Origin of the sequence: Anaeromyxobacter sp. (assembly GCA_016718565.1) — a bacterium.
Taxonomy (GTDB): Bacteria; Myxococcota; Myxococcia; order Myxococcales; family Anaeromyxobacteraceae; genus JADKCZ01.
Genome location: JADKCZ010000003.1, coordinates 215,870 through 242,795, shown reverse-complemented (window position 1 = coordinate 242,795; position 26,926 = coordinate 215,870). Strand labels below are relative to the sequence as shown.

Below are 26,926 nucleotides of genomic sequence, written 5' to 3'. Positions count from 1 at the left end.
GGTGCGGCGCGGGGAGGCTCGCGCCTACCCGTGGAACATCTGCAGCGAGCTGGTGGTCCAGTCCACCACCGGCGTCCACCACAGGCCGAACACCAGCATGGCCACGGCGGCGCTGCCGATGAGCACGCTGTAGAGCGCCGGCGCGCGGATGGGGGCGGGCTCGGCGTCGTAGGGCGGGTCGATGAACATGGCCCGTACGATCCGCACGTAGTAGTAGAGCGAGACCGCGCTGTTGAGCGCGCCCACGATGGCCAGCACGGCGTACCAGTTGCCGCCGGGCCCGGGCACCCGCTCCAGCACGGCGTAGAACAGGTACCACTTCCCCACGAAGCCGGCGAAGGGCGGCAGGCCGGTCAGCGAGAAGAGGAAGATGGCCATGGAGGTGGCGGCCAGCGGGTGGCGCCTGGCCAGCCCCTTGTAGTCCAGGATGGACTCGGAGCCGGTGGCCTCGGCCACCAGGATGACCACCAGGAAGGCCCCCAGGTTCATGACCAGGTAGATGGCCATGTAGATCATGATGGCCTGGGCGCCCAGGTCGGTGGCGGCCGAGAGCCCCATGAGCGCGTAGCCGGCGTGCGCGATGGAGGAGTAGGCCAGCAGGCGCTTCAGGTTGGTCTGCGACAGCGCGGTCAGGTTGCCGAGCGTCATGGTGGCGGCCGACATGACGCCCACCACCGCCGGCCAGGGCACCCCGCCCACCGCCGCCGGCAGCCCGCCGAGGACGCCGGACGGGCTGGCCAGCGCGCCGTAGAAGAAGCGGATGGCCAGCGCGAAGCCGGCGGCCTTGGGGCCCACCGAGAGGAAGGCCGTGAAGGGGGTGGGGGCGCCCTCGTACACGTCCGGGCACCACATGTGCCAGGGCACCGAGGCCACCTTGTAGCCGAAGCCGGCGGTGACGAAGACCACCGCCACCACCAGGGTCAGCTTGGTGGCGGCCTCGGGCAGGCCGGCGGCCTGCAGGTCCTGGATGCGCGAGGCCATCAGGTGCAGGTCGGTGGTGCGCAGCAGGCCGTACAGGTAGCTCATGCCGAAGAGCATCACCCCGGAGGCCACGCCGCCGTAGATGACGTACTTCAGCGAGGCCTCGGCGGCGCGCCGATCGCCCTTGCGGAACCCGGCCAGCACGTAGCTGGTCATGGAGACCAGCTCGATGGCCAGGTAGGCCATCAGCAGGTCGGTGGCGCTGGCCATGAGGAACATGCCCAGCACGATGGCCATGAGCAGGGCGTAGAACTCGCCCAGGCGGGCCGGCGGGAAGGAGGTGCCGGGGGCGGCGATCATGACCGTGAGGGCGCCGGCGGCCAGGAAGAGCCACTTGAAGAAGGTGGCGAAGCCGTCGTTGGCGATCATGCCGTTGAAGAGCGAGCGCGCCTCGACCGGCTGGAAGGCCAGCAGGCCGGCCGCCACGGCCAGCACCAGCAGCGCCGAGGCGGCCAGCCGCCCCGAGCGCCCCGGGTGCTTCTTCCAGGCGAGATCGACGAGGAAGAGCGCCATGGTCCCGAAGGTCAGGGCCAGCTCGGGCCGGAAGAAGCCCGCGGAGCTCAGGTTGCCGTCGACGAGGGTGAGGAGATCCGTCACGGAGGGCTCCCGGGCCTACAGCGGCCGGATGTTCTGCACCAGCGCGTGCAGGGTGCCGTTGATGGCCGAGAGGATGGCCTGCGGGTAGAAGCCCAGGACGATGGTGATGGCCGCCAGCGGGTAGAGGGTGAGCCGCTCGCGCCACACCAGGTCCGGGTAGTTGGCGTACACCGGGTTGAGCTTGCCCAGGAACATGCGCTGGATGGCCCACAGGTAGTAGGCCGCGGTGAGGATGACGCTGGTGGCCGAGATGATGGTGTAGGTGGTGAAGACCGGGAAGGCGCCGGTGAAGACCATGAACTCGGCCACGAAGCCGGCCAGGCCGGGCAGGCCCAGCGAGGCGAAGAAGGCCAGGCCCATGATGGCGGAGTACTCCGGGACCACGGTGGCCAGCCCGCCGAACCTCTCGATCTCGCGGTGGTGGGCGCGGTCGTAGATGACGCCCACGATGAGGAACAGCATGGGGCTGATGATGCCGTGGGTGAAGAGGTTGAGCACCGCGCCGGAGATGCCCTGGGGCGTCATGGCCGCCATGCCGAGCAGCGAGAAGCCCATGTGCGACACCGACGAGTAGGCGATCATCTTCTTGATGTCCTTCTGCGCCAGGCAGACGAACGCCGCGTAGACGATGTTGATGACGCCGAACACGGCCATGGCGTTGGCGGCCCAGGCGGTGGCGTCGGGCAGCAGCGCGTAGTTGAAGCGCAGGATGCCGTAGATGCCCATCTTGAGGAGCACGCCGGCCAGGATGACCGAGATGGGCGTGGGGGCCTCGACGTGCGCGTCGGGCAGCCAGGTGTGGAAGGGGAACATCGGGATCTTGATGGCGAACCCGATGAAGAGCCCCACGAAGACGATCTTGGTGAAGGCGAAGCCCATGATGGGGGCGGCCGCGGCGAAGGTGCCGGCCTGGGCCTGGCGCGCCATCTCGATCAGGTTGAAGGTGTGCCCGCTGGACATGGTGCCGTCGGCCAGCAGGGCCGGGCCGCTCTGGTAGTAGAGGGCGATGATGGCCAGCAGCATCAGCACCGAGCCGGCCAGGGTGTAGAGGAAGAACTTGATGGCCGCGTACTCCTTGCGCGGGCCGCCCCAGATGCCGATGAGGAAGTACATCGGCAGGAGCATGACCTCCCAGAAGACGTAGAAGAGGAACATGTCGAGGGCCGCGAAGGTGCCCATCATGCCGGTCTGCAGCAGCAGCAGCATGGCCATGTAGCCCGGCACCATGCGCACCGAGAAGTGCTTGGGGTGGTGCGGGTCGTCGTGGCCGTCGTCCTCCATGCCGGCCATGTGGCTGGTCTGGTGGTTCGACCACCAGGGCATGGAGGCGATGGTGGCGATGAACGACACCAGGCCGGACAGCAGGATCATCGAGATGCTGAGCCCGTCGGTGCCGACGTAGTACTCGACGTTGAAGACCTTGATCCAGACGGTCTTGGCCACCAGCTGCACGCCCGCCACCTGCGGGTCGTAGAGCCGCCAGGCCGCGACGGAGGCCAGGAAGGACAGGAAGCTGAAGACCAGGGCGGTCCAGCGGCTGGCCTCGTCGACGAGCTTCTTGTCGAGGCCGACGAAGGCCCGGGCGATCATCATGAGGACGATGAGCGCCGCGCCGGCGAGCGGGAAGAAGGTGGCCCAGCTGAGGACGTTGCCTTCGGTGAAGAAGAACATGGACGAGGCTCCGGTTTGGCTCAGGGAAGCAGGAAGTTGAGGAGGACCACCACCAGCGCGCCGCCGAGCGCGCCGTAGAGGTAGGTCTGGATGCGGCCGGTCTGGAGGGTGCGGAAGGAGTGGCCCAGGCCCTGGGTCAGGTTGGCCACCCCGTTGACCGCGCCGTCGACCAGGTACTTGTCGATGGCGCCGTCCACCGTGGCCACGCCGCGGGTGACGACGCCGGCGGCGTTCACCAGCCCGTCGACCACGCTGCCGTCGAACCAGGAGAGGGCCCGGCCCACCATCAGCGAGGGCTTGAGCACCAGCCAGGCGTACAGCTCGTCCACGTAGTACTTGTTGTAGACGGTGGTCCAGACGCCCTTCCAGCGCTCGATCATCGCCAGCAGCGCCGCCTCGTTCTTGTTGTCCTTGTAGACGGCGCGGGCGGCCACGAAGCCGATGGTGGCGGCCAGCACGCCCAGCCCCTGGAAGAGCCACTCCATGGCGTGGCTGCCGTGGCCGAACTCCACCTTGGCCAGCAGCACCGGCTCGAGCCAGTGCTCCAGCGCCGGCGGGGCGTGGCTCCACAGCATGGGGATGCCGAGGAAGAGGGTCAGCACCGAGCCGCCGGCCAGGATGGCCAGCACCATGGTGATCTGCCAGGGCGACTCGTGCGGGGTGCCGCCGTGGTGGCCGTGGGCGTCGTCGTGCGCGGCGGCCGGCGCGGCATGGCCGGCGTCGTGGCCGTGGCCGGCGTCGTGGCCGTGCCCGCCCGCGGCGGCGCCGTGGTCGGCCAGCGCCTGGGACGCGTGGCCCCCGGCGTGGGCGTGGGCGTGGCCGTCGGAGGCGTGCACCTTGGCGGACAGCGCCGAGTGGGGCGCCGCCACCGCCGAGTGCGGGTCCTCGTTGTGCTCGTGGCCGTGCCCGCCCGCCCCGCGGTACTCGCCGGAGAAGGTCATGTAGTAGGAGCGGTACATGTAGAAGCTGGTGCCGGTGGCGGCGACGAGGCCCAGCACGTAGATGGCCGGTCCGAGCCACGGCACCGGCGTCCCGAAGAGCGCCAGGTGGTGGCTGGTGAAGGCCTTCCAGAGGATCTCGTCCTTGGAGTAGAAGCCGTTGGCGATGGGGAAGCCGGCGATGGCGATGGTGGCGATGAGGTAGGTCCACCGGGTGATGGGCATGTGCTTCGCCAGCCCGCCCATCTTCCGCATGTCCTGCTCGTGGTGGCAGCCCAGGATGACCGAGCCCGACCCGAGGAAGAGGGTGGCCTTGAAGAAGGCGTGCGTCAGCAGGTGGTAGACGCCGGCCCAGTAGGCGCCGGTGCCCACGCCGATGAACATGAAGCCCAGCTGCGACACGGTGGAGTAGGCCAGGACCTTCTTGATGTCGTACTGGAAGAACCCGATGGTGGCCGCGAAGATGGCGGTCAGGGCGCCGATCAGCGCCACCCAGCCCATGGCGCTGGGGGAGAGCACGAAGAGGAAGTTGAGCCGGGCCACCATGTAGACGCCGGCGGTGACCATGGTGGCGGCGTGGATCAGGGCCGAGACCGGGGTCGGGCCGGCCATGGCGTCGGGCAGCCAGACGTAGAGCGGGATCTGGGCGCTCTTGCCCATGGCGCCCACGAACATGAGCATGCCGATCAGCGTCAGCAGCGAGATGCCCCACACGGTGGTGCCGGCCAGGTGCTCCTTCACCCCGGTGGCCTCGATGACCACCTGGTCCCGCAGCTCGCGGAAGTTCATGGTGGGGCCGACCTTGACCCCGTGGACGCGGGGCGCCAGCTCGTCGGACTGGGCCGCGGTGGCGGCCCCGGCGGTGGCGTTCATGGCCACGTCGGCGCGGAACTCGGTGTTGCGCAGGAACTCGGGCCGCGCCTCCCAGGCGCCGCCCAGGCCCCAGAACAGCAGCATCAGGCCGACGATGAAGCCGAAGTCGCCGAAGCGGTTGGCCACGAAGGCCTTCATGCCGGCCTTGGCCTTCTCCGGGTCGGTGTACCAGAAGGCGATGAGCAGGTAGCTGGCCAGGCCCACGCCCTCCCACCCGAAGAACATCACCGCGAAGTTGTCGCCCATGACCAGCAGCAGCATCGCGAAGACGAAGAGGTTCAGGTACGAGAAGAACCGCCAGTAGGCCGGCTCCTCCGCCATGTACCCGATGGAGAAGACGTGGATGAGCGTGCCGATGCCGGTGATGACCAGCACCATCATGATGCTGAGCTGGTCCAGTGCGAAGGCCAGGTCCACCGAGAGCCGCCCGGCCGTGAACATGTTCCAGAGCGTCTGCTGGATGAAGCGGTCCTCGGCCGGCAGCGCCTTGAGCTGGAAGAAGGCGTAGAGGGCCACCGCGAAGGCCGCCGCCATGGCCGTCACGGCGATGGAGTGGACCAGCTGCTTGCCGCGGCCGCCCTTGGCCTCCGGCTTCTCGCCGAAGAGGGCCTGGAGCTTCCAGCCGAAGGCGGCGTTGATGGTGGCGCCGATGAGCGGGAAGAGCGGGATGAGCCAGAGGTACGAGACCCGGCTCACCACCAGCGGCGCGAGCTCTGTGGCGTGGTGTTCCATGTCACTCCCGCATCAGGTCCGCGGAGCGGACGTCGATGGTCTTGAAGGTCTGGAAGACGGCGAGGACGATGGCCAGGCCCACGGCGGCCTCGGCGGCCGCCAGCACGATGACGAAGAGGGCGAAGACCTGCCCCGAGATGCCGCCCACCACGTAGTGGTTGAAGGCGGCGAAGTTGACGTTGGCGCCGTTGAGGATGAGCTCGACGCCCATCAGGATGCCGACGGCGTTGCGCCGGGTGGCGACGGTCACCAGGCCGAGGCTGAAGAGCAGGGCGCCGACGACGAGGAAGTGGGGGAGGGAGACCTGCATGTGTTCTCCAGGGCCTAGGGGGCGGGGCCGGATCGAGGGGGACCGGGGCGGGAGACCTCAGTCCGCCTTGATCTCCTTGCGGGCGATGACCACGGCGCCGACCAGGGTGGCCAGCAGCACCAGCGAGGCGACCTCGAAGGGCAGGAGCCAGCGGGTCAGGAACCCGTCGCCGATGGCCGCGGTGGTGTGTTCCATGGGGCCCGGGACCTGGGCCGCGAAGGGGGTCAGCACCGCCACCGCCACCAGCACCGGGGCCGTCGCCAGGAAGAGCATGACGCCGCCGAACAGGCCCACGCTGGAGTTGGAGACGGTGATCTCGGTGATGCGGTTGGTCAGCATCACCGCGAACATGATGAGGACCAGGACGCCGCCGATGTAGACCAGCAGCTGGGTGACGGCCAGGAAGTCGGCCCCCAGGAAGATGTAGAGCGAGCCGGCCCCCAGCAGCGCCATGAGCAGGCCGATGGCGCTGTAGAGGATGTTGCGGGAGAGGGCCACCCCGGCGGCGCCGGCCACCGTGAGGGCGGCCAGCAGGTAGAAGAGGATGTCCGGCAGCGTGAGCGGCGTCGCGGCGCGGGCCGCCACCGCCTGCTCGGCGGGCTTGATGGCCAGCAGGGTCATGGCCACCACGAAGACGATGGTGGCGGCGGCGCCGGCGGCCCAGCGGACGAGGTTGCGCTTCACGGGGCTGCTCATGGCGTGCCCTCCGGCTTGGTCGGGGGGGGAGGTGGGGAGGCCGGGGCCGCGGCGGCGCCGGCCGGGGCCGGGGCGGCGGGGGCGGGGGCGGGAGCGGCGGCGGCGCTGGGCGCGGGCGCCGCGGCGGCGGGCTCGGCCGCGGCCTTGGGGGCCGCCGGCTTGGCGGCCGGCTTGGCGGCGGCCTTGGCCGCGGCGGCCGCAGCGGCGGCGGCGGCCTCGGCGGCGGCGGCGGCGGCCAGCTCCTCCGGCGTGGGCGGCGGCAGGTAGTCCGGGCCGTTGGCGTTCCAGCGGTGCGCGCTGAACTTGGCCCGCACCAGCGAGCCGAGCTCCGCCCGCGGGAAGTACTCGGCGGCCTTGTCCACCTTGTAGACCGGGAACGGCGCCAGCGGGTCGGCCCAGCGGATGGTCAGGTTGCGGATGTCCGCCATCGACCCCTCGAACTCACGGGTGTGCTGGATGGCGCCGGTGGGGCAGGGCTCGACGCACAGGCCGCAGAACATGCACTTGGCCTCGTCGATGTCGAACTGCGTGACCACCCGCTGCTTGGGGTTGGCCGGGTCCTTCTCCAGGGTGATCTGCATGCAGGCGATGGGGCAGGCCCGCTCGCAGGCCTGGCAGCCGGTGCAGATGGCGACGTCCACCTCGAGGAACCCGCGGTAGCGGGGCGGCAGCGTCTCGCGCACCGGCAGCGGCGTGCGGTCGGGGTACTGCACCGTGGTGGGCCGGCGCAGCAGGTAGGAGAAGGTGATGGACAGGCCGTGCCAGATGGACCTGACCGTGTCGCGGAAGGAGCCGTTGTAGGTCTGAGGTGCGGACATGGCGGCTCCGTTCACCAGTTGGTGAGGTCGACGTGATCGCCGGCCGCGGTGAGGTTGGCCTTCACCTGGCGCCCGAAGAGCACCAGGGTGGCCAGGAAGGCGAGGGTGAGCACCACCCCGGTGGCGGTGGAGAGCACCGGGGCGCGCGCCACCACCAGCTGCCACAGCAGCGAGAAGACGAAGGTGACGAAGGCCCAGGGCACCAGGTACTTCCAGCAGAGGTTCATCATCTGGTCGATGCGCATGCGCGGCAGCGTCCAGCGCACCCAGACGATGACGTTGAGCACCAGGATGGTCTTGGTGGCCATCACCACCATCGAGACGATCTGCAGGCCCCACCAGGCCAGGGCCGGGAAGGCGCCGCTGCCCTTGGCGGCGGCGTAGTCCTCCGGGCCGACGCCGGGGATCTGCCACCCGCCGAGGAAGAGGGTGGCGGCCACCGCGGCCATGACCCACAGGTTGCCGAACTCCACCAGGAAGTAGAGGGCGAAGCGGAAGCCCGAGTACTCGGAGAGGTAGCCGGCCACCAGCTCGGACTCGGCCTCGGGCAGGTCGAAGGGCGTGCGGTTGCCCTCGGCCAGCTGCGAGATGAAGTAGATGACGAAGGCCACCGAGCAGGCCGGGTTGGTGAAGGCGTGCCACTGCCAGGGCCAGGCGCCCTGGGCCTGGATGATCCCCTGCATGGACAGCGTGCCGGACATCAGCACCGGGACCATCAGGGCGATGCCGGCCGGGATCTCGTAGGAGACCACCTGGGCGGCGGAGCGCATGCCGCCGAAGAGCGCCCACTTGGAGTTGGAGGACCAGCCCGCCAGCAGGATGCCCACCACCACCAGGGCGGTGACGGCGGTCAGGTAGAAGATGCCCACGTTCAGGTCGGCGGCGATGAGGCTCTCGCCGAAGGGCAGCGCCACGAAGGTGAGCGCGAACCCGGTCATGACGAAGTAGGGGGCGGCCCGGAACAGCATCGAGTCGGCCTCGGCCGGGATCAGGTCCTCCTTGAAGAGGAGCTTGACCGCGTCGGCCACCCACTGGAAGAAGCCGCCGGCGCCGGCGCGGTTGTATCCGACGCGGCTCTGCATGCGGGAGGAGACGCGCATCTCCCACCAGACCGTCATGCCGGAGATGATGGCTCCGAAGTTGATGAGCACGAAGGCCAGCAGCCCCACCACCAGGCCGTAGATCAGCTTGGTGTAGGGCCAGGTGGCCGGGTCGTGGCCCAGCACCGAGCCGACGAACCAGTCCACCATGAGCGGCTTGGTGACCGGCGAGAGGACCAGCACCGCGGCGAAGAGCACGGCGGGCAGGCCCAGGCCGACGGCCAGGGTGAGGATGACGACGGCGCGGGGCGACAGCTTGGGGAGCTTTGGCGTGCGCGGCATGGCTAGCGGTCGATCTCCGGGGCGACGACGTCCAGGGAGGCGATGAGGGCCACCAGGTCCGCGATCATCAGGCCGCGGCTGGCGGTCTCGATGATCCCCATGGCGGTGAAGGAGCCGGTGCGGGTGCGGACGCGGTAGGCCTTGTTGGTGCCGTCGGCCACCACGTAGAAGGCCATCTCGCCGCGCGCCGACTCGACGCGGGAGAGGGTCTCGCCGGCCTCCACCTTGAGGTTGCGCGAGACCTTGGGCGCCATGATCTCGCCCTCGGGCAGCTGCAGCAGCGCCTGGCGGACGATCTTGCTCGACTCGCCCATCTCCAGGCAGCGGCAGTAGTACCGGTCGTAGCAGTCGCCCACCGTGCCCTTGAAGCCCACGCCCACCGGGACGGCGAACTCGAAGTCCTCGTAGGCCCCGTAGGGCAGGTCGCGGCGCAGGTCCCAGTCCACCCCCGAGCCGCGCAGGTTGGGGCCGGACAGGCCGTACTCGGTGGCGTCCTTGCCGGTGATGATGGCCACGTTGGCGAGGCGCCGGATGTAGATCTCGTTGAAGGAGATGAGCCGGTCGAACTCCACCAGGAAGCGATCGAAGTGGTCCAGGAAGGCGATGGTCTTCTCCTTCCAGCCCTCCGGCAGGTCGAAGGCCACCCCGCCGATGCGGTGGTAGTTGTAGGTGAGCCGCGCGCCGCACAGCGCCTCGATGAGGTCGTTGATGGTCTCGCGCTCGCGGATGCCGTGCAGCATCGGGGTGAAGGCGCCGATGTCCATGGCCATGGTGCCCAGCGACACCAGGTGGCTGGCGATGCGGCACAGCTCGCAGGAGATGGCGCGCAGGTACTGGGCGCGGCGCGGCACCTCGATGCCGGTGAGCCGCTCCACCGCCGTGGCGTACCCCTCGTTGGGGAACATGGCCGCCACGTAGTCGATGCGGTCGGTGAAGGGCATGAACCCGTGCCAGCCGGTGACCTCGCCGATCTTCTCGATGGAGCGGTGCAGGTAGCCCACGTCCGGCACGGCCTTGCGCAGCACCTCGCCGTCGGTCTCGACGATGAAGTTGATGACGCCGTGGGTGGACGGGTGCTGGGGACCGAAGTTGAGGATCATCTCCTCGTTGTTCCGGTCGACGCGGCGGAGGATGAGCTTTTCCATGGTTCCTCCGATCAGGCCTTGCTGGTGGGGGCGGGCGCGGCCGGGGGGGCGGGCGGCGCCGGCGGGGGCGGCGGGGCGTTCCTGGCCAGCTCGGCGCGGGCCGCGTCGTCGAGCCGCTTCAGCTCCACCAGCGGGTTCTCGCGCTCGTTGGAGATGCCGTGCCAGCCGCCGGCCTCCTGGTAGTCCTTGCGCAGCGGGTGGCCGACCCAGTCGTCGGGCAGCATGATGCGGCGCAGGTCGGGGTGGCCGGTGAAGGTCACGCCGAAGAGGTCGTAGACCTCGCGCTCGAACCAGTCGGCGCCCTTCCAGACGGGGTAGAGCGAGGGCACCACCGGCGCGGCCCGGTCGGCCTCCACCTTGAGCTTGATGGTGTGCTTCAGCTGGTAGGACATGAGGTGGATCACCACCTCGATGACGTTCCGCTTGGGCCAGTCGACCGCGGTCAGATCCTCGAGGAAGTCGAAGTCCAGCCCGGCGGTCTCCTTGAGGAAGGCGCAGACCTCCACGAGCCGCTCGCCCTTCACCGGCAGCCAGGTGTCGCCCTTCACCTCGGGCGGCGCGCCCACCGCCTCGCCGAAGCGGGCCTTGAGCAGATCGTGGATCTCGCTGGTCGTCATTTCGCTCCCTCTTGCGACAGGGGCGAGCTACTCGCGTTCCCGCGAGCGCTCGCCCCGTCCCACGACCTCTCAGGTCGCGCTTCGCTGCCTCTGCTCCAGCCTCGAACGACTCGTCAGACCGCTCCAGCCGCCGCGGGCGCCCGCCGCTTGTCGGCCCACCGCTCGTTGCGCACCAGCTCCTGCAGCCGGATCAGCCCCTCGGTGAGGGCCTCGGGCCGCGGCGGGCAGCCGGGCACGTAGACGTCCACCGGCACCACCTTGTCGACGCCCTTGCAGACCGAGTAGGCCAGCTGGAAGAGCCCGCCGCAGTTGGCGCAGGAGCCCATCGAGATGACGTACTTGGGCTCGGACATCTGGTCGTGCAGGAGCTTGGCCCGCTCGGCCATCTTGTAGGTGAGCGTGCCGGCCACGATCATGAAGTCGGCCTGGCGGGGGGAGGCGCGCGGGATGGCGCCGAAGCGCATCAGGTCGGCGCGCGGGCCGCCGGTCTGGATCAGCTCGATGCCGCAGCAGGCCAGGCCGAACAGCAGGTACCAGAGCGAGTTCTCCCGGGCCATGTTGATGAGCTGGTCGAGCTGGCTGGTGTGGAAGAGGGTGACGTCGCCACCCACGCCGGAGTCGAGCTTCTCGCGCATCGGTCTGCTCCTCCCCGGCCCTAGGCGGCCTTGCGGGCCGGCACGCCGGCCTCGCGGGTGGTCTTGGTGGCGTCGGCGGACAGGCCCTTGACCCACTCGAGGTCGCCGTGGCCCCAGGTCCAGATCAGGCCGACCACCAGGATGGAGACGAAGAGGATCAGCTCGACGAAGGCGACCCATCCCAGCATCGGGCTGGCCTCGGTCCAGCTGCGGTAGACCGCCACCACCGGGAAGGTGAGGGCGATGTCGACCTCGAAGATCACGAAGACCAGGGCCACCAGGTAGAAGCGGGGGTTGAAGTTGAACCAGGCAACCCCGATGGGGCGCTCGCCGCACTCGTAGATGGTGGACTTCTCGGCGTTGTAGATGCGGGGGCCGATGGCCCGCGACAGGGTGATGCCACCAAAGGCAAACCCAACGGCGACGATGGCGAACACCAGAACGGCGCCAAACTCGAAGCCCATCAGGGATACCCCGTGTCGTTTGTTGTGGGGATGTGAAGCCGCGGCAGTCTACTGATCGAGACTGTGAAGTCAAGAGCCGCATTTCGCTTGACGAATTCAACGGATCTGGGCACTTAGAATGCCCACCCGACACCCCCTCTCTATGCTCACACCCCTCCAGACCTACTTCCCCATCGGTGTGGTCCTGCTGGTCGCGGTCGGGCAGGCCTTCCTCCTCCTGACGCTGGCCAACACCCTCGGCCCGCGGCGTCCGAGCGCGGTCAAGTCCGCCCCATTCGAGTGTGGGTCGGAGCCGGTCGGCTCCGCCCGGGACCGCTTCGGCGTGAAGTTCTACGTGGTCGCGCTCCTCTTCATCGTCTTCGACATCGAGGCGATCTTCCTGTTCCCGTGGGCCGTCCTCTTCACCGAGCTGGGTTGGGCTGGCTACATCGAGATGGCCATCTTCGTCTTCACCGTGGTCATCGGCCTGGTCTACGTCTGGAAGAAGGGCGTCCTGGACTGGAACGACTGACCCCGAGGCTCCCCATGTCCACCGAGCTCGACAGCCTCCCCACCGTCATCCCCACGCGCCGGGACGAGGCCGTCGGCGTGCTCCAGCAGATGGTCTCGAAGGGCCTGGGCTGGGCGCGCAAGTACTCGCTCTTCCAGTACCCGTTCGTCACCGCCTGCTGCGGCATGGAGTACATGACGGTCGGCGCCTCGCGCTACGACCTCGACCGCTTCGGCGCCGCGCTGCCGCGCTTCTCGCCGCGCCAGGCCGACCTGCTCATGGTCACCGGCACGGTGAACTGCCGGCAGGCGCCCATCCTGAAGCGCGTCTACGAGTCGATCGCCGAGCCGAAGTGGGTGGTGGCCTTCGGCGTGTGCGCCTCCACCGGCGGGTTCTACGACAACTACGCCACGCTGCAGGGCATCGACCGCATCATCCCGGTGGACGTCTACATCCCGGGCTGCCCGCCGCGACCGGAGCAGGTGCTCGACGGCATCATGATGCTGCAGGACAAGATCCAGGGGCAGTCGCACCAGCTCACGGAGCGCAGGCCGCTGCCGGTGGTCGGGCAGGGATCCCGCCGGCGCTAGACGAGGGAGCCGCATGGCCAAGGTCGTGATCGACGCGCTCCTCGAGCGCTTCCCCAGGATCGTCACGGACGCCTACACGGGCCCGGGCGGCGACGACGTGGTCTTCGTCCGCAAGGACCAGATCGTGGAGGTCTGCCGCTGGCTCAAGACCGACCCGCGCCTGGCCTTCGACATGGCCCCCTACGTCACCGCGGTGGACTACCTCGGCCAGGAGCCGCGCTTCGAGGTGGTCTACAACCTCTACTCCACCACGCTGAACCACCGGGTGCGGCTGCGGGTCAAGGTCCCCGAGGACGACGCCGTGGTGCCCAGCGTGACCGGCCTGTGGCGCGGCGCCGACTGGTTCGAGCGCTACTGCTTCGACATGTACGGCATCCGCTTCACCGGGCACCCCGACCTGCGCCGCCTCTTCATGTACGACGAGTTCGTCGGCCACCCGCTCCGCAAGGACTACCCGCTGCGCGGCCGCCAGCCGCTCACCGAGGAGCGCGACGTCCCCGACCACTTCCGCGGGCCGGGCCCGGCGGGCCGGGACTAGCCACCACCACTCCTGACGGCGCCGCCTGGTCGGCGTCGAGCGAGGTTCCATGTCCACCGAGTCGAGCGGGACCGTGAAGCCGGCGGCGGCGCCAGCCAAGGCGCCGCCGAGCGCGCTCGACGCGCCCATGCCCACCAAGCGGATGCTGGTGAACCTGGGCCCGTCGCACCCGGCCATGCACGGGACCACCCGCGCCGTGGTGGAGCTGGAGGGCGAGAAGCTGGCCAGCTGCAAGCTGGACATCGGCTTCCTGCACCGCGGCTTCGAGAAGAGCTGCGAGAACGTCACCTGGACCCAGTGCTTCCCGTACACCGACCGGCTGAACTACGTCAGCTCGATCATGAACAACGTCGGGTTCGCCCTGGCGGTGGAGAAGCTCTGCAAGCTGGAGGTGCCTGAGCGCGCCCAGTACCTGCGCGTCATCACCAGCGAGATCCACCGCATCTGCGACCACCTCACCCTGGTCGGCGCCATGGGCATGGAGCTGGGCGCCATGACGGCGTTCCTCTACGCCATCGAGGGGCGCGACCTGCTGTGGGACCGGCTCACCGAGCTGTGCGGGGCCCGCCTCACCTCCAACTACGCCCGCGTCGGCGGCGTCTCCCGCGACCTGCCGGACGGCTGGGTCGAGAAGACCACCCGCACCCTGGACCGGGTGGTGCTGCTGCGCGACGAGCTGGACGGCCTGCTGACCCGCAACCGCATCTTCGTGGACCGCACCAAGGACGTGGCGGTGGTGTCGCGCCAGGACGCCATCGAGCTGGGCTACACCGGGCCGTGCCTGCGCGCCTCCGGCGAGCCCTACGACATCCGCAAGGCGGCCCCCTACCTGACCTACGACCGGCTCGACTTCGACATCCCGGTGGGCTCGAAGGGCGACAACTTCGACCGCTACCTGATGCGCATCGAGGAGATGAAGCAGTCGGACTCGATGATCCGCCAGTGCTTCGCCCAGCTCACCCCGGGCGAGATCGTGGTCAAGGACTTCCGCTACGCGCTGCCGCCCAAGCCGCTGGTGTACTCCTCCATCGAGGGCGTCATGGCCCACTTCAAGCTCATCATGGAGGGGATCCAGGTGCCGGCCGGGGAGGCCTACGGCTACACCGAGGCCGCCAACGGCGAGCTGGGCTTCTACCTGGTCTCCGACGGCGGCGGCCGGCCCTACAAGCTGGGGCTGCGCGCCCCGGGCTGGCCCATGCTGGCCTCCCTGCCCTGGATGCTGCGAGGCGCGCTGCTGGCCGACCTCGTCCCCACCTTCGACTCCATCAACATGATCGGCGGCGAGGTCGAGCAGTAGCGGCCCGCCTACTCGGAGAGGAACACGATGGCCGAGGACAAGAAGCCCGAAGCCCCCGCCGCCGCGGCCCCCAAGCCGCCCCCGCCGCCGGGTCCGCCCGCGCCGCCGCCGCCCAAGAACCCGGGCCTGGTGACGGCGGTGGTGGACGGCCGCGAGGTGGTGGTCAAGCCCGGCACCACCGTCATCGAGGCCGCCCAGGGGATGGGCATCGACATCCCCTACTACTGCTGGCACAAGCGCCTCTCGGTGGCGGCCAACTGCCGCCAGTGCCTGGTGGAGATGTCCAACGCGCCGGGCGGCAAGCTGGTGCCGTCCTGCCAGGTGCCGCTCACCGAGGGCGTGGTCGTCAAGACCGACACCCCCAGGGTCAAGGATCAGCAGCGCGCCAACCTGGAGCTCCTGCTGCTCAACCACCCGGTCGACTGCTCCATCTGCGACCAGGCCGGCGAGTGCAAGCTGCAGGACTACTACATGCAGTTCGACGCCCAGCCGTCGCGCCTCGACATCCCCAAGAACACCAAGGGGAAGCGCATCGAGCTCGGGCCCACCGTCACGCTCGACCAGGAGCGCTGCATCCTCTGCACCCGCTGCGTCCGCTTCATGCGCGAGGTGGCCAAGAACCCGCAGCTGGGCGTGGCCAACCGCGGCACCCGCAGCGTCATCACCACCTTCCCGGGGCAGCCGCTCGACGACCGGTACGCCGGCAACGTGGTGGACCTCTGCCCGGTGGGCGCGCTCACCGCCACCGACTTCCGCTTCCGCGGCCGCGTCTGGTTCATGAGCTCGGCCCGCTCGCTCTGCACCGGGTGCGCCCGCGGCTGCAACGTGGCGCTCGACTACCTGGACACCACCGCCTACCGGCTGCGCCCGCGCGAGAACGCGGACGTCAACCAGGAGTGGATGTGCGACCAGGGCCGCACCACCTACAAGGCGCTCAACGCCGGGCGGGTGCTGGCGGCCCGGCTGGGCCGCGGCGCCGCGGCGGCGCGGGCCACGCGCGACGAGGCGCTCAAGGCGGCCGGGCTGGCGCTGGCCGAGGCCAGGCGCGCCGGCGGGGTGGCGGTGCTGCTCTCGCCGGTGGCCTCGCTGGAGGACCTGCTGGCGGCCTGCCACGTGGCCAAGGAGGGGCTCGGCGCCGCCGAGGTCTTCGTGGGCGGGCGGCCGGACGGGTGGCAGGACGACTTCCTCAAGAAGGCCGACGAGAACCCCAACCGCAAGGGGCTGGAGCTGGCCGCGCAGGCCTACGGCCTGGCGGTGCGCCCCTTCGCCGACCTGGTGGCGGCGGCGCGCGCCGGTCGGGTGGGCGCGCTCTGGGTGGTGGGGGCCGAGGTGCCGGACGCCGCCGGGGCCGAGGCCCTGGCCGCGCTGCCGGTGCTGGTGGTGCAGGCGGTCAACGAGGGGCCGCTGGCCGCCGCGGCCACCGCGCTGCTGCCGGCCTCGCCGCACGCCGAGGGCGACGGCACCTTCGTCAACTTCGAGGGCCGGGCGCAGCGCTTCGAGGCCGCCTGGCACCCGCGCGGCGAGGCCCGCCCGCACCTGGCCCTGGCCGGCGCCCTGGGCCGGGCCCTGGGCCTCAAGGTGCCGTGGGGCACCGCCCGGGAGACCTGGCTGGCGCTCTCGCCACGCCTGGCCGGGGTGGCCCTGTGGGACTTCAAGTGGGACTCGCTGCCGTCGGTGGGGCGCCGCAAGGGGCACCTGCCGCTGGCCGCGGGCACCGTGGACGGCCGGCTCGCGGGACAGAAGGAGCGGCTGCCACCCGAGGGGAGCGAACCCGCCAAGCGCGGCGTCGCCCCGACCAGCTGGTGAAGGGGAGGGACGCGTGAAGCGCTTCTTCGGGATGTCGTTGGCGTTGGTGATCCTGGTCGGCGCCCTGATGGCGCTGAGCGGCCTCTTCTACCTGGCGGCCGCCGGCCTGGGCTGGGGCTTCAACGTCTGGTTCGGCGAGCCCGGCCGGGTGGACCCGGCGCTGGTGCACTACGGCGCCAGCCTGGCCAACGTGCTGACGCTCATGATGGTCGTGCTCATGATCTCCGGCTCGCTGCTGACGGTGGCGGAGCGCAAGTGGTCGGCGCTCCTGCAGAACCGCGTCGGCGCCAACCGGATCAAGGTCTTCGGGAACCCGCTCGGCGGCATCCCGTACCTGGCGGCCGACGCGCTCAAGATGCTCACCAAGGAGAAGATGGAGCCGCAGGCCGCCACCCGCATGCTCTACGAGCTGGCGCCCGTGATGGCCTTCGCCCCGGTCTTCTGCCTCTTCGCCATCGTGCCGGTCGGGCCCGCCATCGACCTCGGCTCCATCTTCTCCGGGGCCGCCGGGGCGGGGCAGACCATCGCCCTGCAGGTGGCCAAGATGGACGCCGGCCTGCTCTTCCTCTTCGCCATCTCCTCGCTGTCGGTCTACGGCACCTCGCTGGCCGGCTGGGCCTCCAACAACAAGCTGGCCCTGCTGGGCGGCGTGCGCGCCTCCTCGCAGATGATCAGCTACGAGGTCTCGCTGGGGCTCTCCCTGGTGGGCGCCATGATGGCCTACAAGTCCCTCCAGCTCGACGAGATCGTGGTGGCCCAGGGGCAGGGCGTCCTGGGCATCGCGCCGGCCTGGGGCCTCCTGCTCCAGCCGGTCGGCTTCCTCATCTTCTTCACCTCCGGCTTCGCCGAGACCAAGCGCGCGCCCTTCGACCTGCCCGAGGGCGAGAGCGAGATCGTCGGCTACTTCCTCGAGTACTCCGGCATGAAGTTCGGCATGTTCTTCCTGGCCGAGTTCCTGGAGATCGCCATCTTCGCCGGGGTCATCACCGCGGTCTTCCTGGGCGGCTGGCACCCGCTGCCCATCGCAGGCGCCACCGAGTGGCTGCGCGCCCACCTGCACCCGCTGGCCTTCGCCTCGGTGGGGGGCGGCATCTTCCTGGCCAAGATGATCGTGCTGATGTGGCTGCAGCTGACCATCCGCTGGCTGCTGCCCCGCTTCCGCTACGACCAGATCCAGCAGCTGTGCTGGAAGATCCTGCTGCCGGCCGCCCTGGTGAACGTCTTCGTGACCGGCGCCGCCATCCTCATCGACCCGTCGCTGCAGCTCCTCGCCGGCCTGGGCCTCCTCACCATGGTGGTGGTGGCGGTGCTGGTCGGCGCCACAGGCAAGGGGGCGGCCCCCGCCGCCGCCCACGCCCACGGCGGGGGTCACTGACATGCCCTACCAGCTCGACAACCGCCCGGCCGACCTGCGCGAGCAGATGTACTTCCCGGAGATCATCCGGGGCATCGGCGCGGTGACGGCCCACTTCCTGCGCAACCTCTTCTTCACCCGCGACGCCAACCCGGACATCCTCGACCGGCCGCGCGGCCTGGGGAAGTCGGACAACGTCACCATCTTCTACCCGGAGGAGAAGGCGCCGTACCCGCCCGGCTACCGCGGCCTGCACCGGCTGGTGCCGCGCGGCGACGGCCTGCCGCGCTGCGTGGCCTGCTACATGTGCGCCACCGCCTGCCCGGCCCAGTGCATCTACATCGAGGCCGGCGAGTACCCCGGCGACCCGGTGGAGAAGTACCCGGTCAAGTTCGTCATCGACGAGCTGCGCTGCGTGGTGTGCGGGTTCTGCGTGGAGGCCTGCCCCAAGGACGCCATCCGCATGGACACCGGCGAGCACGCCCCGCCCAGCTACGAGCGCGACGTGCAGCAGCTGCACGAGCAGGCGCTGCTGCGCGGGCCGTCGGTGGACTACGCCGGCGACCCCTGGCTGAAGCGCGCCGCGCCCTCCATCCCGGCCGACAAGCTGGCGGCCATGAAGGCGGCCGCCACGCCGTACCCGGCGGACGCCACCGACGAGTACGCCCAGACGCCTGGCTTCTCGGTGAAGGCGCTGGCCGCCGAGGCCCGCGCCCGCTCCGAGCGGGGCGGCCGCTAACGGCGCGGCCGGCCGCCGGCCGCGGGGGCGCCCGGTGAGCGAGGGCGCCGCCGGCCCGCCCGCCCACCCCGGCGCGGCGGCTGGGCCCCTGGTCGGGCCGGGCCTGCGGCGCACCCTGGCCCTGCTGGCGGCGCTGCTGGCCGCCGCGGCCCTGCTCGATCTCGGGGCCATCCACCGGCTGGAGCACGGCGACTCGCTGGTGCCGGTGCTGGTCTCGCTGCAGGCCTGGACCCCGTTCTACTGGGACCAGGAGCGCTACGGGATGCTGGTCCCGGCGCTGGCGCTGCCGCTGCGCCACCCGCTGGCCAACCTGCTCCTGCAGCGCGGCCTGCTGATCCTCTCCGGCCTGGGCGCGGTGGTGCTGCTGGCCCGCCACGTCCTGCCGGGGCGCGACTGGCCGCTGGCCGGCGCGCTGGCGGCCGCCCTGCTGCTCCTCCTGGCCCCGGCCGCCTGGTCCTTCGAGTTCCTGGGGGACCAGCCCTACGGCCTCTCGCTGGCGCTGGCCCTGGCCGGCCTGGCGCTGGCCGAGCCGCGCCCCTGGCGCGGGGAGGGCGGCGAGGCCACCTGGCGCCGTCACCCGGTGCGCCTGGCCGCCGGCCTGGCGCTGGTGCTGCTGGCGCACTGGGTCAACGCCGCCACCGGCGTGCTGCTGGGGGCGCTGGCCCTGGCCCGGGCCACCGAGGACCTGCTGGAGGGCGAGGACCACCGCCTGGTGGTCGGCCGGGTGCGGGTGGACGCGGCGCTCCTGGCGGCCGGCCTGGCGCTGGGCCAGGTGTCGGTCTGGGCCTACCCCTGGCTCACCGGCAACCCGCTGCGGCTCCCGGTCGGCTTCCTGCCGCCAGGCCAGTGGCCGGCCGCCTGGCGGGCCACCGCCGCGGCGGCCCTGGCGGACCAGGGGCCCTGGCTCGCCGCCGCGGGGGCGCTGGCGGTGGTGGGCGTGTCGCTGCTCTCGCTGCCAGGCCTGCGCCCGGCGCGGCGCGGGGCGCTGCTGCGGGCGGCGGCGCTGGTGGGGGCGGCCCTGCTCTACGCCGCCTTCGCCGGGGCGCTCCGCTGGGTGGCCGAGAACCGCTTCCACTGGCGCTACCTGGCGCCGAGCGCCGTGCTGGTGCACCTGGCGGCCGCCTCGCTGCTGGCCGAGCCGCTGGCGCGCGCCGCCCGGGTGGCGCGGCCGGCCTTCCTGGCGGCGCTGGCGGCCCTGCCGCTGGCCGCCCTGGTGGCCGGCGGCCCGCCCTCGCTGGCCGGGGTGCGGCGCGACCTCGACGGCGTGGCGGGGCGCTGGACCGAGGACGTGCTGGCGGCCCGCTGCGACCTGGTGGCCGGCGACTACTGGAGCGTCTGGCCGGCGGTGTGGCACGTGGCCCTGACGGCGCACGAGCGCGGGCTCGACCGCGCGGTGTACGGCGTGACCCACCGCGCCAACCCGACGGTGGGGGCCTGGTGGGGCCGGCCGCGGGAGGGGCTGCGCCTCTGCCGGCCGCGCGGCGCCGCGCCGGAGCGCGAGGCCGAGCGCTGGCTGCGCGCCTACGGGCTCTGGCCGGTGGTGCTGCTGGAGCGGCGCGAGACGGTGGACGTGATGGGTCTGGCGCCCGGCCGCCCCCCCTGACCTCAGCCGGCGGCGGCCGGCGGCGGCGGGGCGCTGGTCACGTCGGCCTGGCCGAACGGCGCCAGGCGCTGCAGGAAGACGAACCCCGGCACGGCCACCACGGTGGCGCAGGCGGCGAAGAAGACGGGGTAGCCGAGCGCCTCCACCAGGAACCCGGAGGGGAGGCCGGCCCCCCAGCGGCCCAGGGCGAAGAGGCTGGTGAGCAGGGCGAACTGGGTGACGGCCGTCTGCCGGCTGCAGACCCGCAGCAGGAGCGCCCCCTGCGCCACCGAGGCCATGGCCTGCGCGCCCTGCTCGCCGGCGATGGCGGCGTAGGCCCACAGGCGGGTGGCGGTGTCGAGCGGCGGCAGGCCGGCGGCGCACAGCGAGGCCTCCAGCGGGACGGCGCGGGAGAGGGCGGCGCCGGTGTAGAGCAGGTTGGCCAGGGCCTGCACCGCGCCGAAGATCCAGAGCGCCCGCCCCACCCCGAGCTTGAGCGTCAGGGCGGCGGCGGCGGCGCTGCCCAGCATGGAGGCCACGATGCCGATGGTCTTCACCGCGGCGCCCAGCTCGGCGTTGGAGAAGCACAGGTCCTTGAGGAAGGGGTTCACCATGGTGCCGGCCATGTTGTCGCCGAGCTTGTAGGTGATCAGGAAGAAGGCGATGGCCAGGGCGTCGCGGCGCGAGAAGAAGCTGCGGAAGGGCTCGACCACCGCCTGGGCCAGGGAGCGGGCCGGCACCACCGGGTTCTCGGGCTCGGGGCAGGCCAGCACCAGCGGGATGCAGGCGGCGAAGAGCAGGCCGAGCAGCAGGAAGACCAGCGGCCAGCCGAGCAGGTCGGAGAGCCCGACCGCCACGGCGCCCGCCAGCAGCATGCCGAGCCGGTAGTAGATGGAGCGGACGCCGGGCGCGGCGCCGTGCTCCTCGGGGCGCAGGAGCTCCACGGCGTAGGCGTCGTAGGCGATGTCCTGGGTGGCGGCCAGGAAGGCCACCCCGAGGGCCAGCAGGCCAGCCGCCAGCGGCACCCACCCGAGCGGGTCGCCGGCCGCCCGGGCCGCCAGCGCCCGCCAGGCGAAGGCGGCCAGGCCGCCGAAGGTGAGCGCCAGCCCGAGCTGCGTCAGCATCACCCAGCTGCGCCGCCGCCCGGGCCAGGGCAGGGCGTAGCGATCCACCAGCGGCGCCCAGAGGAACTTGAGCGTCCAGGGCAGGGAGACCGAGGAGAGCAGGCCGATCTGGCTGCGGGTGAAGCCGAGGTCGACCAGGAAGACCTGGAAGGTGGTGAAGACCCAGCCGAGCGGCATGCCCGAGGGGACCGAGAGGAGCCCGAGGAGCTGGATCCGCTTCGTGAAGACGATGCGCTTGGCCACGGTCGGGGGAGCGTAGTCCCGGCCCCAGGGAGCGACAAGTTCGCGGCGCTGGCCGCAGCGCCCCCTCACCCCGGCCCTCTCCCCCAGCAGGCTGGGGGAGAGGGAGAGCAGAACGTGCCGGCCCCGACCCCGGGGTTGTGCCCTCCCCCTCCCGACCCCAGGGTTGTGCCCTCCCTCTTCCCTCCCCGGGGTTGTGCCCTCCCTCTCCCGACCCCAGGGTTGTGCCCTCCCTCTCCCGACCCCAGGGTTGTGCCCTCCCTCTCCCCTTCGGGGAGAGGGCCGGGGTGAGGGGCTCGACCTCGACCTCGACCTCGACCTCGACCTCGACCCCGACCTCGACCGCGACCTCGACCTCGACCCCGGCCCCGGCCCCGGCCTCGACCTCGACCCCGACCCCGACCTCGACCCCGACCTCGACCTCGACCTCGACCTCGACCTCGACCTCGACCTCGACCTCGACCCCGACCCCGACCCCGACCCCGGCCCCGGCCTCGACCTCGACCCCGAGCGGATCCTTGTCCCCTCCCATCCCCCCGGGTACCGTCTGCGCCTCCATGCGCCGCCCGATCCCCCGCACCACCGCCACCTTCGCCCTGGCGCTCCTCGCCCTGGCGCTGGGCCTGCTCGCCTGCGCCGCCGAGAAGCAGCCCTTCCGCTCGGTGGCCCCGCCGGAGCTGCTGGTGGAGGTGCTGCCGCGGCAGGCCCTGCTCGAGCTCGACGGGGTGGGGGTGGGCCGCGGCAGCCGGGCCGTCGAGGCGCCGGAGCCGGGCGAGCACGTGCTGGTGGCCAGCGCCGAGGGGTTCGAGCCGCTGGAGCGGCGCCTCCCGGCGGGCTCGCTGGACGGCGTGCGGGTGGGCCTGGTGCTGGCGCCGGACGGCTTCGGCGCGGGCCGGGCGCTCGACCTGGACGAGCCCACCGGGCTGGCGCAGGCGGCGGTGGCGCTGTCCCGGGCCGGGCGGCACGCCGACGCCCTCGACTACGCCGGCCGCGCCGCGGCGCTGGACCCCCGCCTGCCGCTGGCGCAGCGGGCGCTGGGCGACGCCCTGGCCGGGCTGGGCCGCCGCGGCGAGGCGCGCGCCGCCTGGGCGCGCTACCTCCTGCTGGTGCCGGACGCCCCGGACGCGGCCGCGGTGGAGCGGCGGCTGGACGAGGGGCGCACCACCTACGACGTGCCGACCAGGCGCTCGCCTTCGGGGAACTGAGATGGGACACCACCAGCACAGGCAGGAGGGGCCGCGGCGGGTGCGCCTGGGAGTCATCACGGCCTCCGACACGCGCGGCGAGGCCGAGGACGAGAGCGGCCGCTTCCTGCGCGAGGCGGCCGCGGCGGCGGGTCACGAGGTGGCCTTCTACCGGGTGGTCAGGGACGAGCCGTCCGCCCTGGGCGCCGCGCTGGACGCGGCCGCGGAGGCCGGCGCCGAGGTGGTGGTGGTGGACGGCGGCACCGGCATCGCCGGGCGGGACCGCACCTACGAGGCGGTGGCCGGCCGGCTGGAGAAGCGGCTGGACGGCTTCGGCGAGCTCTTCCGGATGCTCTCCTTCGCCGAGATCGGCAGCGCCGCCATGCTGTCCCGCGCCGTGGCGGGCACCTGGGACGGGCGGGTGGTCTTCTCGGTGCCGGGCTCCCTGCCGGCGGTGCGGCTGGCCTGGGAGCGGCTCATCGGTCCCGAGCTGGGCCACCTGGTGCGCGAGCTGCGCAAGGACCGGCCGCCGCGCGGCTGAGGCGCACCGTGGGCGGCGCCGGGCAGCGGGGAGGGTCGCGCCGCGGGGGAGGCCGGCCCGCCGGGCGTGGCGTGGCCGCGCGTCCGGGGCGCGTCCTGCCCACCCCGCTCACGCCGGCCCGCGCCGCCGCGCTCCGGCCGCTCCTCGACCGGCTCGACGCCACGCTGGACCGCGCCGCCCGGCTGGCCGCCGATCCGGTGGAGCTGCCGCGCCGCTACGCCTCGCCCCACGACCAGGAGGTGGCCGGCCTGCTGGCCGCGGCGCTGGCCTACGGGCGGGCCGACCTCTTCAAGCCCATCCTCACCCGGCTGCTCGACCAGCTCGGCCCCTCGCCGGCCGCCGCGGTGGAGGCCTTCGCGGCGGCGCCGGACCCGCGGGCGCTGGGCTGGTTCCGCTACCGCTTCAACCAGCCGCCGGACCTGGCGGCGCTGCTGGCCGCCATCGGCCACCTGCGGCGGGTGCACGGCTCGCTGGGCGCCCGCTTCGCAGCCCTCTTCGCCGCCGCGGGCGGGGGCCCGCCGGCGCTGCGGCCGGCGCTGGCCTCCCTGGGCGAGGAGCTGCGCGGCGCGCCGCCGGTGGCGGCGCTCCTGGCGGGCCGGGGCCAGCGCGGCCTGCGGCACCTCCTGCCGGACGCCGCCGGGCCAGGCGCCGCCAAGCGCTGGAACCTCTACCTGCGCTGGATGGTGCGCGGCCCGGACGCGGTGGACCTGGGCGCCTGGCGCGGCGTGCCGCGGTCGGCGCTGGTCGTGCCGCTGGACACCCACGTGATGCGGGTGGCCCGCTGCCTGGGCCTGACCCGCCGCGCCGACGCCTCCTGGCGCACCGCCGAGGAGATCACCCGCTCGCTGCGCCGCCTCGACCCCCAGGACCCGGTCCGCTTCGACTTCGCCCTCTGCCACCTCGGCATGAGCGGCGGCTGCCCGGCCCGGCGCAGCCCGGCGCGCTGCCAGGCCTGCCCGCTGGCGGAGGCCTGCCAGGGCGCGGCGCGCCGCTGAGCCCGCCGCTCAGGGGGTCGGCCGGCGCCAGCGCGCCAGCGGGATCGCCGCGTCCGGCGGGACGGTGCAGCGCCACAGGTCGAAGGTGGTGACGGTGGCCTCGCGCCGGCGCACCACCTCGGGCGCCAGGGCCTCGAGCGGCCGGCACAGCTCGACGCGCCGGCCGCACACGTCCTTCTCGCGGCGGTCCACCACCAGCAGCAGCTCCCGGCCGCGCAGCGCCGCCGGGTCGAGCCACTCGTCGAACTGCAGCCCGTTCTCGCCGAAGATCCCGGACGACTGCGCCTGCGGCTGGCCGGGCAGGTGGTACATGAGCTCGGCCGCCGGCTTGTAGGTGCAGCCCACCACCAGCCGCTCGCCGCCGGGCCCGCGCCGCTCGGCCTCGACCCGCGCCGCCAGCTGGGTCCAGCCGGCGGTGTTCTCGTCGCGGGCCAGCAGCCGGTCGGTGGCGGCCGGCAGCAGGGCCGGGAAGGGGGCCAGGTGGAAGAGGCCGGTGGCCAGCGCCGCCAGCCCGCCTGCCGACCAGGTGAAGACCCGCACCCAGCGCCGCCGCCAGTGCTCCAGCGCCAGCGCCGCGAAGGCCAGCAGCGCGGCCGGGTAGGCCGGCGCGCCCCAGTTGCCCTTCACCCAGTGGACCGGCGAGAGCCCCAGCATGAGCAGCACCAGCGGCAGGGAGAAGAGCGCCGCCACCCGGTAGGACGGCTCGCGCCAGCGGCGCGCCGCCAGGAAGGGCACCACCATGACCGCCACCCAGAGCAGCGGCGAGACCAGCAGGGCCTGCAGCCCGACGAAGCGCCCCACCAGCACCGGCCGCAGGGCGAAGGTGCTGGTGCGCCCCTCCGACTGGAACAGGAAGGAGACCCACTGGCGATCGGCGTTCCAGAGCAGCACCGGCGAGAAGGTGGCGGCGGCGACGGCCACGCCCAGCCAGGGCCACGGCGTGGCCAGCAGCCGGCGGCCCCGCGGGTCGAGCAGCAGCGCCAGGAAGATCTGCGGCAGCAGCAGGAAGCCGGTGTACTTGCCGAGCGCGGCCCAGCCGGCCGCCAGGCCGGCCAGCACCAGCCAGCGCCCGCGCTCCTCGTCGATGGCCCGCACGGTGAAGTAGAGCGCGGCGGCCCACCCGGAGAGGAGCGGCGCGTCGGGGGTGATGATCACCTGGCCGAGCGCGGTGATGGGCGCCAGCAGGGCGAAGCCCAGCCCCAGCAGCGCGGCCCTGGAGCCGAAGAGCCGCCGCCCGGCCAGGAAGAGGAACAGCAGGAAGAGCCCGGCGTGCAGGGTGGCGGCCAGGCGGATGGCGCGCGGCGTGCCGCCGGCCACCTCGGTGGCCAGCCGGATGGTCCAGGCCGCCAGCGGCGGGTGGTCGAAGTAGGAGAGGGCCAGCCGGCGCGACCAGGACCAGTAGTAGGCCTCCTGCGGCGACAGCCCGATCAGGCCCGCGTAGAGGACGTGCAGGCCGAGCGAGGCGGCCGCCAGCAGCAGGGCGGCGCGGGCCGGCGGGAGGCGGCTGGCCCAGCCGGGCCGGACGCTCACGACGCGCCACCGGCGCGGCGGCGGGCGGCGGGGCGGCGGCTCATACGCGGCGGATGCGCTGGCGGAGCTCGAGGACGATCTCGCCCTCGCGGAAGACCCGCACCGTGCCGGTGGTCTGCGAGACGGTGATGGCCACCGCCTTGGTCTCGGCGGTCATGGAGGCGGCCGCCGAGTGGCGCGCCCCCAGCCCCATGGGCAGCTTGACGTCCCGGCTCATGCTGAGCAGGTAGCGCCCGGCCGCCAGCACCACCCCGTCCTCGCGGATGACGAAGGCGCCGTCGAGGGCCGAGAAGGTCTTGACCGCCTCGCGGATGGGCGGGTCCATCGAGTTGCGGTCGGCCTCGCTCATGCCCTGGAACGGGTTGAGGATGAGCTGGCGGCTCTTCTCCATCACCTTGGTGGCGTCGCCCACCACCACGATGGTGCCGATGGCGTGCCCCTCGTAGCCCTCGGCGCCGATCTCCATGGCGGTGTGGATGAGCCCCTCGATGACCTGGGTGCTGAAGCCAGTGGGCAGGCCGAGGGTGTCCACCCGGATCTTCTCCTCCGGGTCCTCCGAGCCGATGGTCACCTTGATCATGGTGTCGGCAACCTTGTCGTCGCCGGGGCCGCAGCAGGCCAGCACGGTGTCGCCGTCGCGCAGCAGGCCGGCCGACTGCGCCGCCACCACCGCCACCTTGATCTTCTCCACCCGCGTGTAGTCGTACGGCGGGATCACCACCGCGTGGTACTTCCTCGACTTGAGCTGGTGCGCCAGCCCCTCGCTGGTCACCGCGTAGACCAGCTTCTTCTTGATGGGGCGGCCGCGGATCTCGTTCGGCGAGAGCGGCTGGTCCGACACCAGCAGGAGCCGGTCCACCTCGGGGCGGGTGGTCAGCGCCAGGGCGGACTTGAGGAACTCACGGTCGAACTTCCCTTCCGACATGGGCCGAGTATCAGGCCGGTCCCGGGGGGAGTCAAAGGACGCGGCGCAGCGCCTTGACACCTCGAAGACGGGCGAATAGGGTCTCGGCTCTTTCACGCGGCCCAGGGGGGCCCACGGGCCGGAGGAAGTCGC

The 26,926-nt window shown here is 72.1% G+C and carries 25 protein-coding genes; 11 read left to right on the top strand and 14 right to left on the bottom strand.

Annotated features, from left to right (window positions below; all coding sequences use genetic code 11):
* Positions 1–24: 24 nt before the first annotated feature.
* The 11 genes from IPO09_11205 to IPO09_11155 all read right to left on the bottom strand — a co-directional run bounded on the left by IPO09_11205 (position 25) and on the right by IPO09_11155 (position 11,859).
* Positions 25–1,578, bottom strand: coding sequence for an NADH-quinone oxidoreductase subunit N (locus tag IPO09_11205; protein ID MBK9517903.1), 1,554 nt, complete (start codon positions 1,576–1,578; stop codon positions 25–27).
* Between the two features lie 15 nt (positions 1,579–1,593).
* Positions 1,594–3,249, bottom strand: coding sequence for an NADH-quinone oxidoreductase subunit M (locus IPO09_11200; GenBank protein MBK9517902.1), 1,656 nt, complete (start codon positions 3,247–3,249; stop codon positions 1,594–1,596).
* 20 nt (positions 3,250–3,269) lie between these two features.
* Entirely contained in the window at positions 3,270–5,792 is a 2,523-nt protein-coding gene (locus IPO09_11195; protein MBK9517901.1) for an NADH-quinone oxidoreductase subunit L, read from the bottom strand.
* 1 nt (position 5,793) lies between these two features.
* Entirely contained in the window at positions 5,794–6,102 is a 309-nt protein-coding gene (gene nuoK, locus IPO09_11190) for an NADH-quinone oxidoreductase subunit NuoK (protein MBK9517900.1), read from the bottom strand.
* Between the two features lie 57 nt (positions 6,103–6,159).
* Positions 6,160–6,723: an NADH-quinone oxidoreductase subunit J gene (locus tag IPO09_11185; protein MBK9517899.1), complete on the bottom strand. Its 564-nt coding sequence runs from the start codon at positions 6,721–6,723 to the stop codon at positions 6,160–6,162.
* Positions 6,724–6,794: 71 nt separating this feature from the next.
* Positions 6,795–7,616 carry an NADH-quinone oxidoreductase subunit I gene (locus IPO09_11180; protein MBK9517898.1) on the bottom strand — a complete coding sequence of 274 codons (822 nt, stop codon included), beginning with the start codon at positions 7,614–7,616 and terminating at the stop codon, positions 6,795–6,797.
* An 11-nt stretch (positions 7,617–7,627) separates the two neighbouring features.
* Positions 7,628–8,998: an NADH-quinone oxidoreductase subunit H gene (locus tag IPO09_11175; protein MBK9517897.1), complete on the bottom strand. Its 1,371-nt coding sequence runs from the start codon at positions 8,996–8,998 to the stop codon at positions 7,628–7,630.
* 2 nt (positions 8,999–9,000) lie between these two features.
* Positions 9,001–10,143: an NADH-quinone oxidoreductase subunit D gene (locus tag IPO09_11170; GenBank protein MBK9517896.1), complete on the bottom strand. Its 1,143-nt coding sequence runs from the start codon at positions 10,141–10,143 to the stop codon at positions 9,001–9,003.
* Between the two features lie 11 nt (positions 10,144–10,154).
* Positions 10,155–10,760 carry an NADH-quinone oxidoreductase subunit C gene (locus IPO09_11165; GenBank protein ID MBK9517895.1) on the bottom strand — a complete coding sequence of 202 codons (606 nt, stop codon included), beginning with the start codon at positions 10,758–10,760 and terminating at the stop codon, positions 10,155–10,157.
* A gap of 113 nt (positions 10,761–10,873) precedes the next feature.
* Positions 10,874–11,395 (bottom strand): NADH-quinone oxidoreductase subunit NuoB, encoded by a 522-nt coding sequence (gene nuoB, locus IPO09_11160; GenBank protein MBK9517894.1) that lies wholly within the window; start codon positions 11,393–11,395, stop codon positions 10,874–10,876.
* A gap of 20 nt (positions 11,396–11,415) precedes the next feature.
* Complete coding sequence (locus IPO09_11155; GenBank protein ID MBK9517893.1) at positions 11,416–11,859, bottom strand: NADH-quinone oxidoreductase subunit A; 444 nt, start codon at positions 11,857–11,859, stop codon at positions 11,416–11,418.
* A 142-nt stretch (positions 11,860–12,001) separates the two neighbouring features.
* Between IPO09_11155 and ndhC the strand changes: the two genes are divergently transcribed.
* From ndhC to IPO09_11115, 8 genes are all read left to right on the top strand, one after another.
* Complete coding sequence (gene ndhC / locus IPO09_11150) at positions 12,002–12,370, top strand: NADH-quinone oxidoreductase subunit A (GenBank protein MBK9517892.1); 369 nt, start codon at positions 12,002–12,004, stop codon at positions 12,368–12,370.
* 14 nt (positions 12,371–12,384) lie between these two features.
* A complete protein-coding gene (locus IPO09_11145) occupies positions 12,385–12,939 on the top strand; it encodes an NADH-quinone oxidoreductase subunit B (protein ID MBK9517891.1) in 555 nt (184 codons plus the stop codon).
* Positions 12,940–12,952: 13 nt separating this feature from the next.
* Entirely contained in the window at positions 12,953–13,477 is a 525-nt protein-coding gene (locus tag IPO09_11140; GenBank protein MBK9517890.1) for an NADH-quinone oxidoreductase subunit C, read from the top strand.
* Positions 13,478–13,604: 127 nt separating this feature from the next.
* Complete coding sequence (locus tag IPO09_11135) at positions 13,605–14,774, top strand: NADH-quinone oxidoreductase subunit D (protein ID MBK9517889.1); 1,170 nt, start codon at positions 13,605–13,607, stop codon at positions 14,772–14,774.
* A gap of 27 nt (positions 14,775–14,801) precedes the next feature.
* Entirely contained in the window at positions 14,802–16,580 is a 1,779-nt protein-coding gene (locus IPO09_11130; GenBank protein ID MBK9517888.1) for a (2Fe-2S)-binding protein, read from the top strand.
* A 13-nt stretch (positions 16,581–16,593) separates the two neighbouring features.
* Positions 16,594–17,955, top strand: coding sequence for an NADH-quinone oxidoreductase subunit H (locus IPO09_11125; GenBank protein MBK9517887.1), 1,362 nt, complete (start codon positions 16,594–16,596; stop codon positions 17,953–17,955).
* 1 nt (position 17,956) lies between these two features.
* Entirely contained in the window at positions 17,957–18,673 is a 717-nt protein-coding gene (locus IPO09_11120; GenBank protein MBK9517886.1) for an NADH-quinone oxidoreductase subunit I, read from the top strand.
* A gap of 88 nt (positions 18,674–18,761) precedes the next feature.
* Positions 18,762–20,276 (top strand): hypothetical protein, encoded by a 1,515-nt coding sequence (locus tag IPO09_11115; protein MBK9517885.1) that lies wholly within the window; start codon positions 18,762–18,764, stop codon positions 20,274–20,276.
* Positions 20,277–20,278: 2 nt separating this feature from the next.
* Here IPO09_11115 and IPO09_11110 read toward each other — a convergent pair whose 3' ends face one another.
* Positions 20,279–21,622, bottom strand: coding sequence for an MFS transporter (locus IPO09_11110; GenBank protein MBK9517884.1), 1,344 nt, complete (start codon positions 21,620–21,622; stop codon positions 20,279–20,281).
* Between the two features lie 284 nt (positions 21,623–21,906).
* On the opposite strand from IPO09_11110, the gene IPO09_11105 reads away from it, so the two are divergent.
* The 3 genes from IPO09_11105 (at position 21,907) to IPO09_11095 (ending at position 24,339) form a co-directional block, all read left to right on the top strand.
* Positions 21,907–22,824 (top strand): hypothetical protein, encoded by a 918-nt coding sequence (locus IPO09_11105; protein ID MBK9517883.1) that lies wholly within the window; start codon positions 21,907–21,909, stop codon positions 22,822–22,824.
* A 1-nt stretch (position 22,825) separates the two neighbouring features.
* Positions 22,826–23,344, top strand: a complete 519-nt coding sequence (locus IPO09_11100; protein ID MBK9517882.1) for a molybdenum cofactor biosynthesis protein MoaB — start codon at positions 22,826–22,828, stop codon at positions 23,342–23,344.
* Between the two features lie 95 nt (positions 23,345–23,439).
* Positions 23,440–24,339: a TIGR02757 family protein gene (locus IPO09_11095; protein MBK9517881.1), complete on the top strand. Its 900-nt coding sequence runs from the start codon at positions 23,440–23,442 to the stop codon at positions 24,337–24,339.
* Between the two features lie 9 nt (positions 24,340–24,348).
* Here IPO09_11095 and IPO09_11090 read toward each other — a convergent pair whose 3' ends face one another.
* Together IPO09_11090 and IPO09_11085 are read right to left on the bottom strand one after the other, a co-directional pair.
* Positions 24,349–25,869 carry a glycosyltransferase family 39 protein gene (locus tag IPO09_11090; GenBank protein MBK9517880.1) on the bottom strand — a complete coding sequence of 507 codons (1,521 nt, stop codon included), beginning with the start codon at positions 25,867–25,869 and terminating at the stop codon, positions 24,349–24,351.
* A 40-nt stretch (positions 25,870–25,909) separates the two neighbouring features.
* The gene (locus IPO09_11085) at positions 25,910–26,794 is read right to left on the bottom strand and encodes a DNA integrity scanning protein DisA nucleotide-binding domain protein (protein ID MBK9517879.1); all 885 of its coding nucleotides are present in this window, start codon (positions 26,792–26,794) and stop codon (positions 25,910–25,912) included.
* Positions 26,795–26,926: the final 132 nt, after the last annotated feature.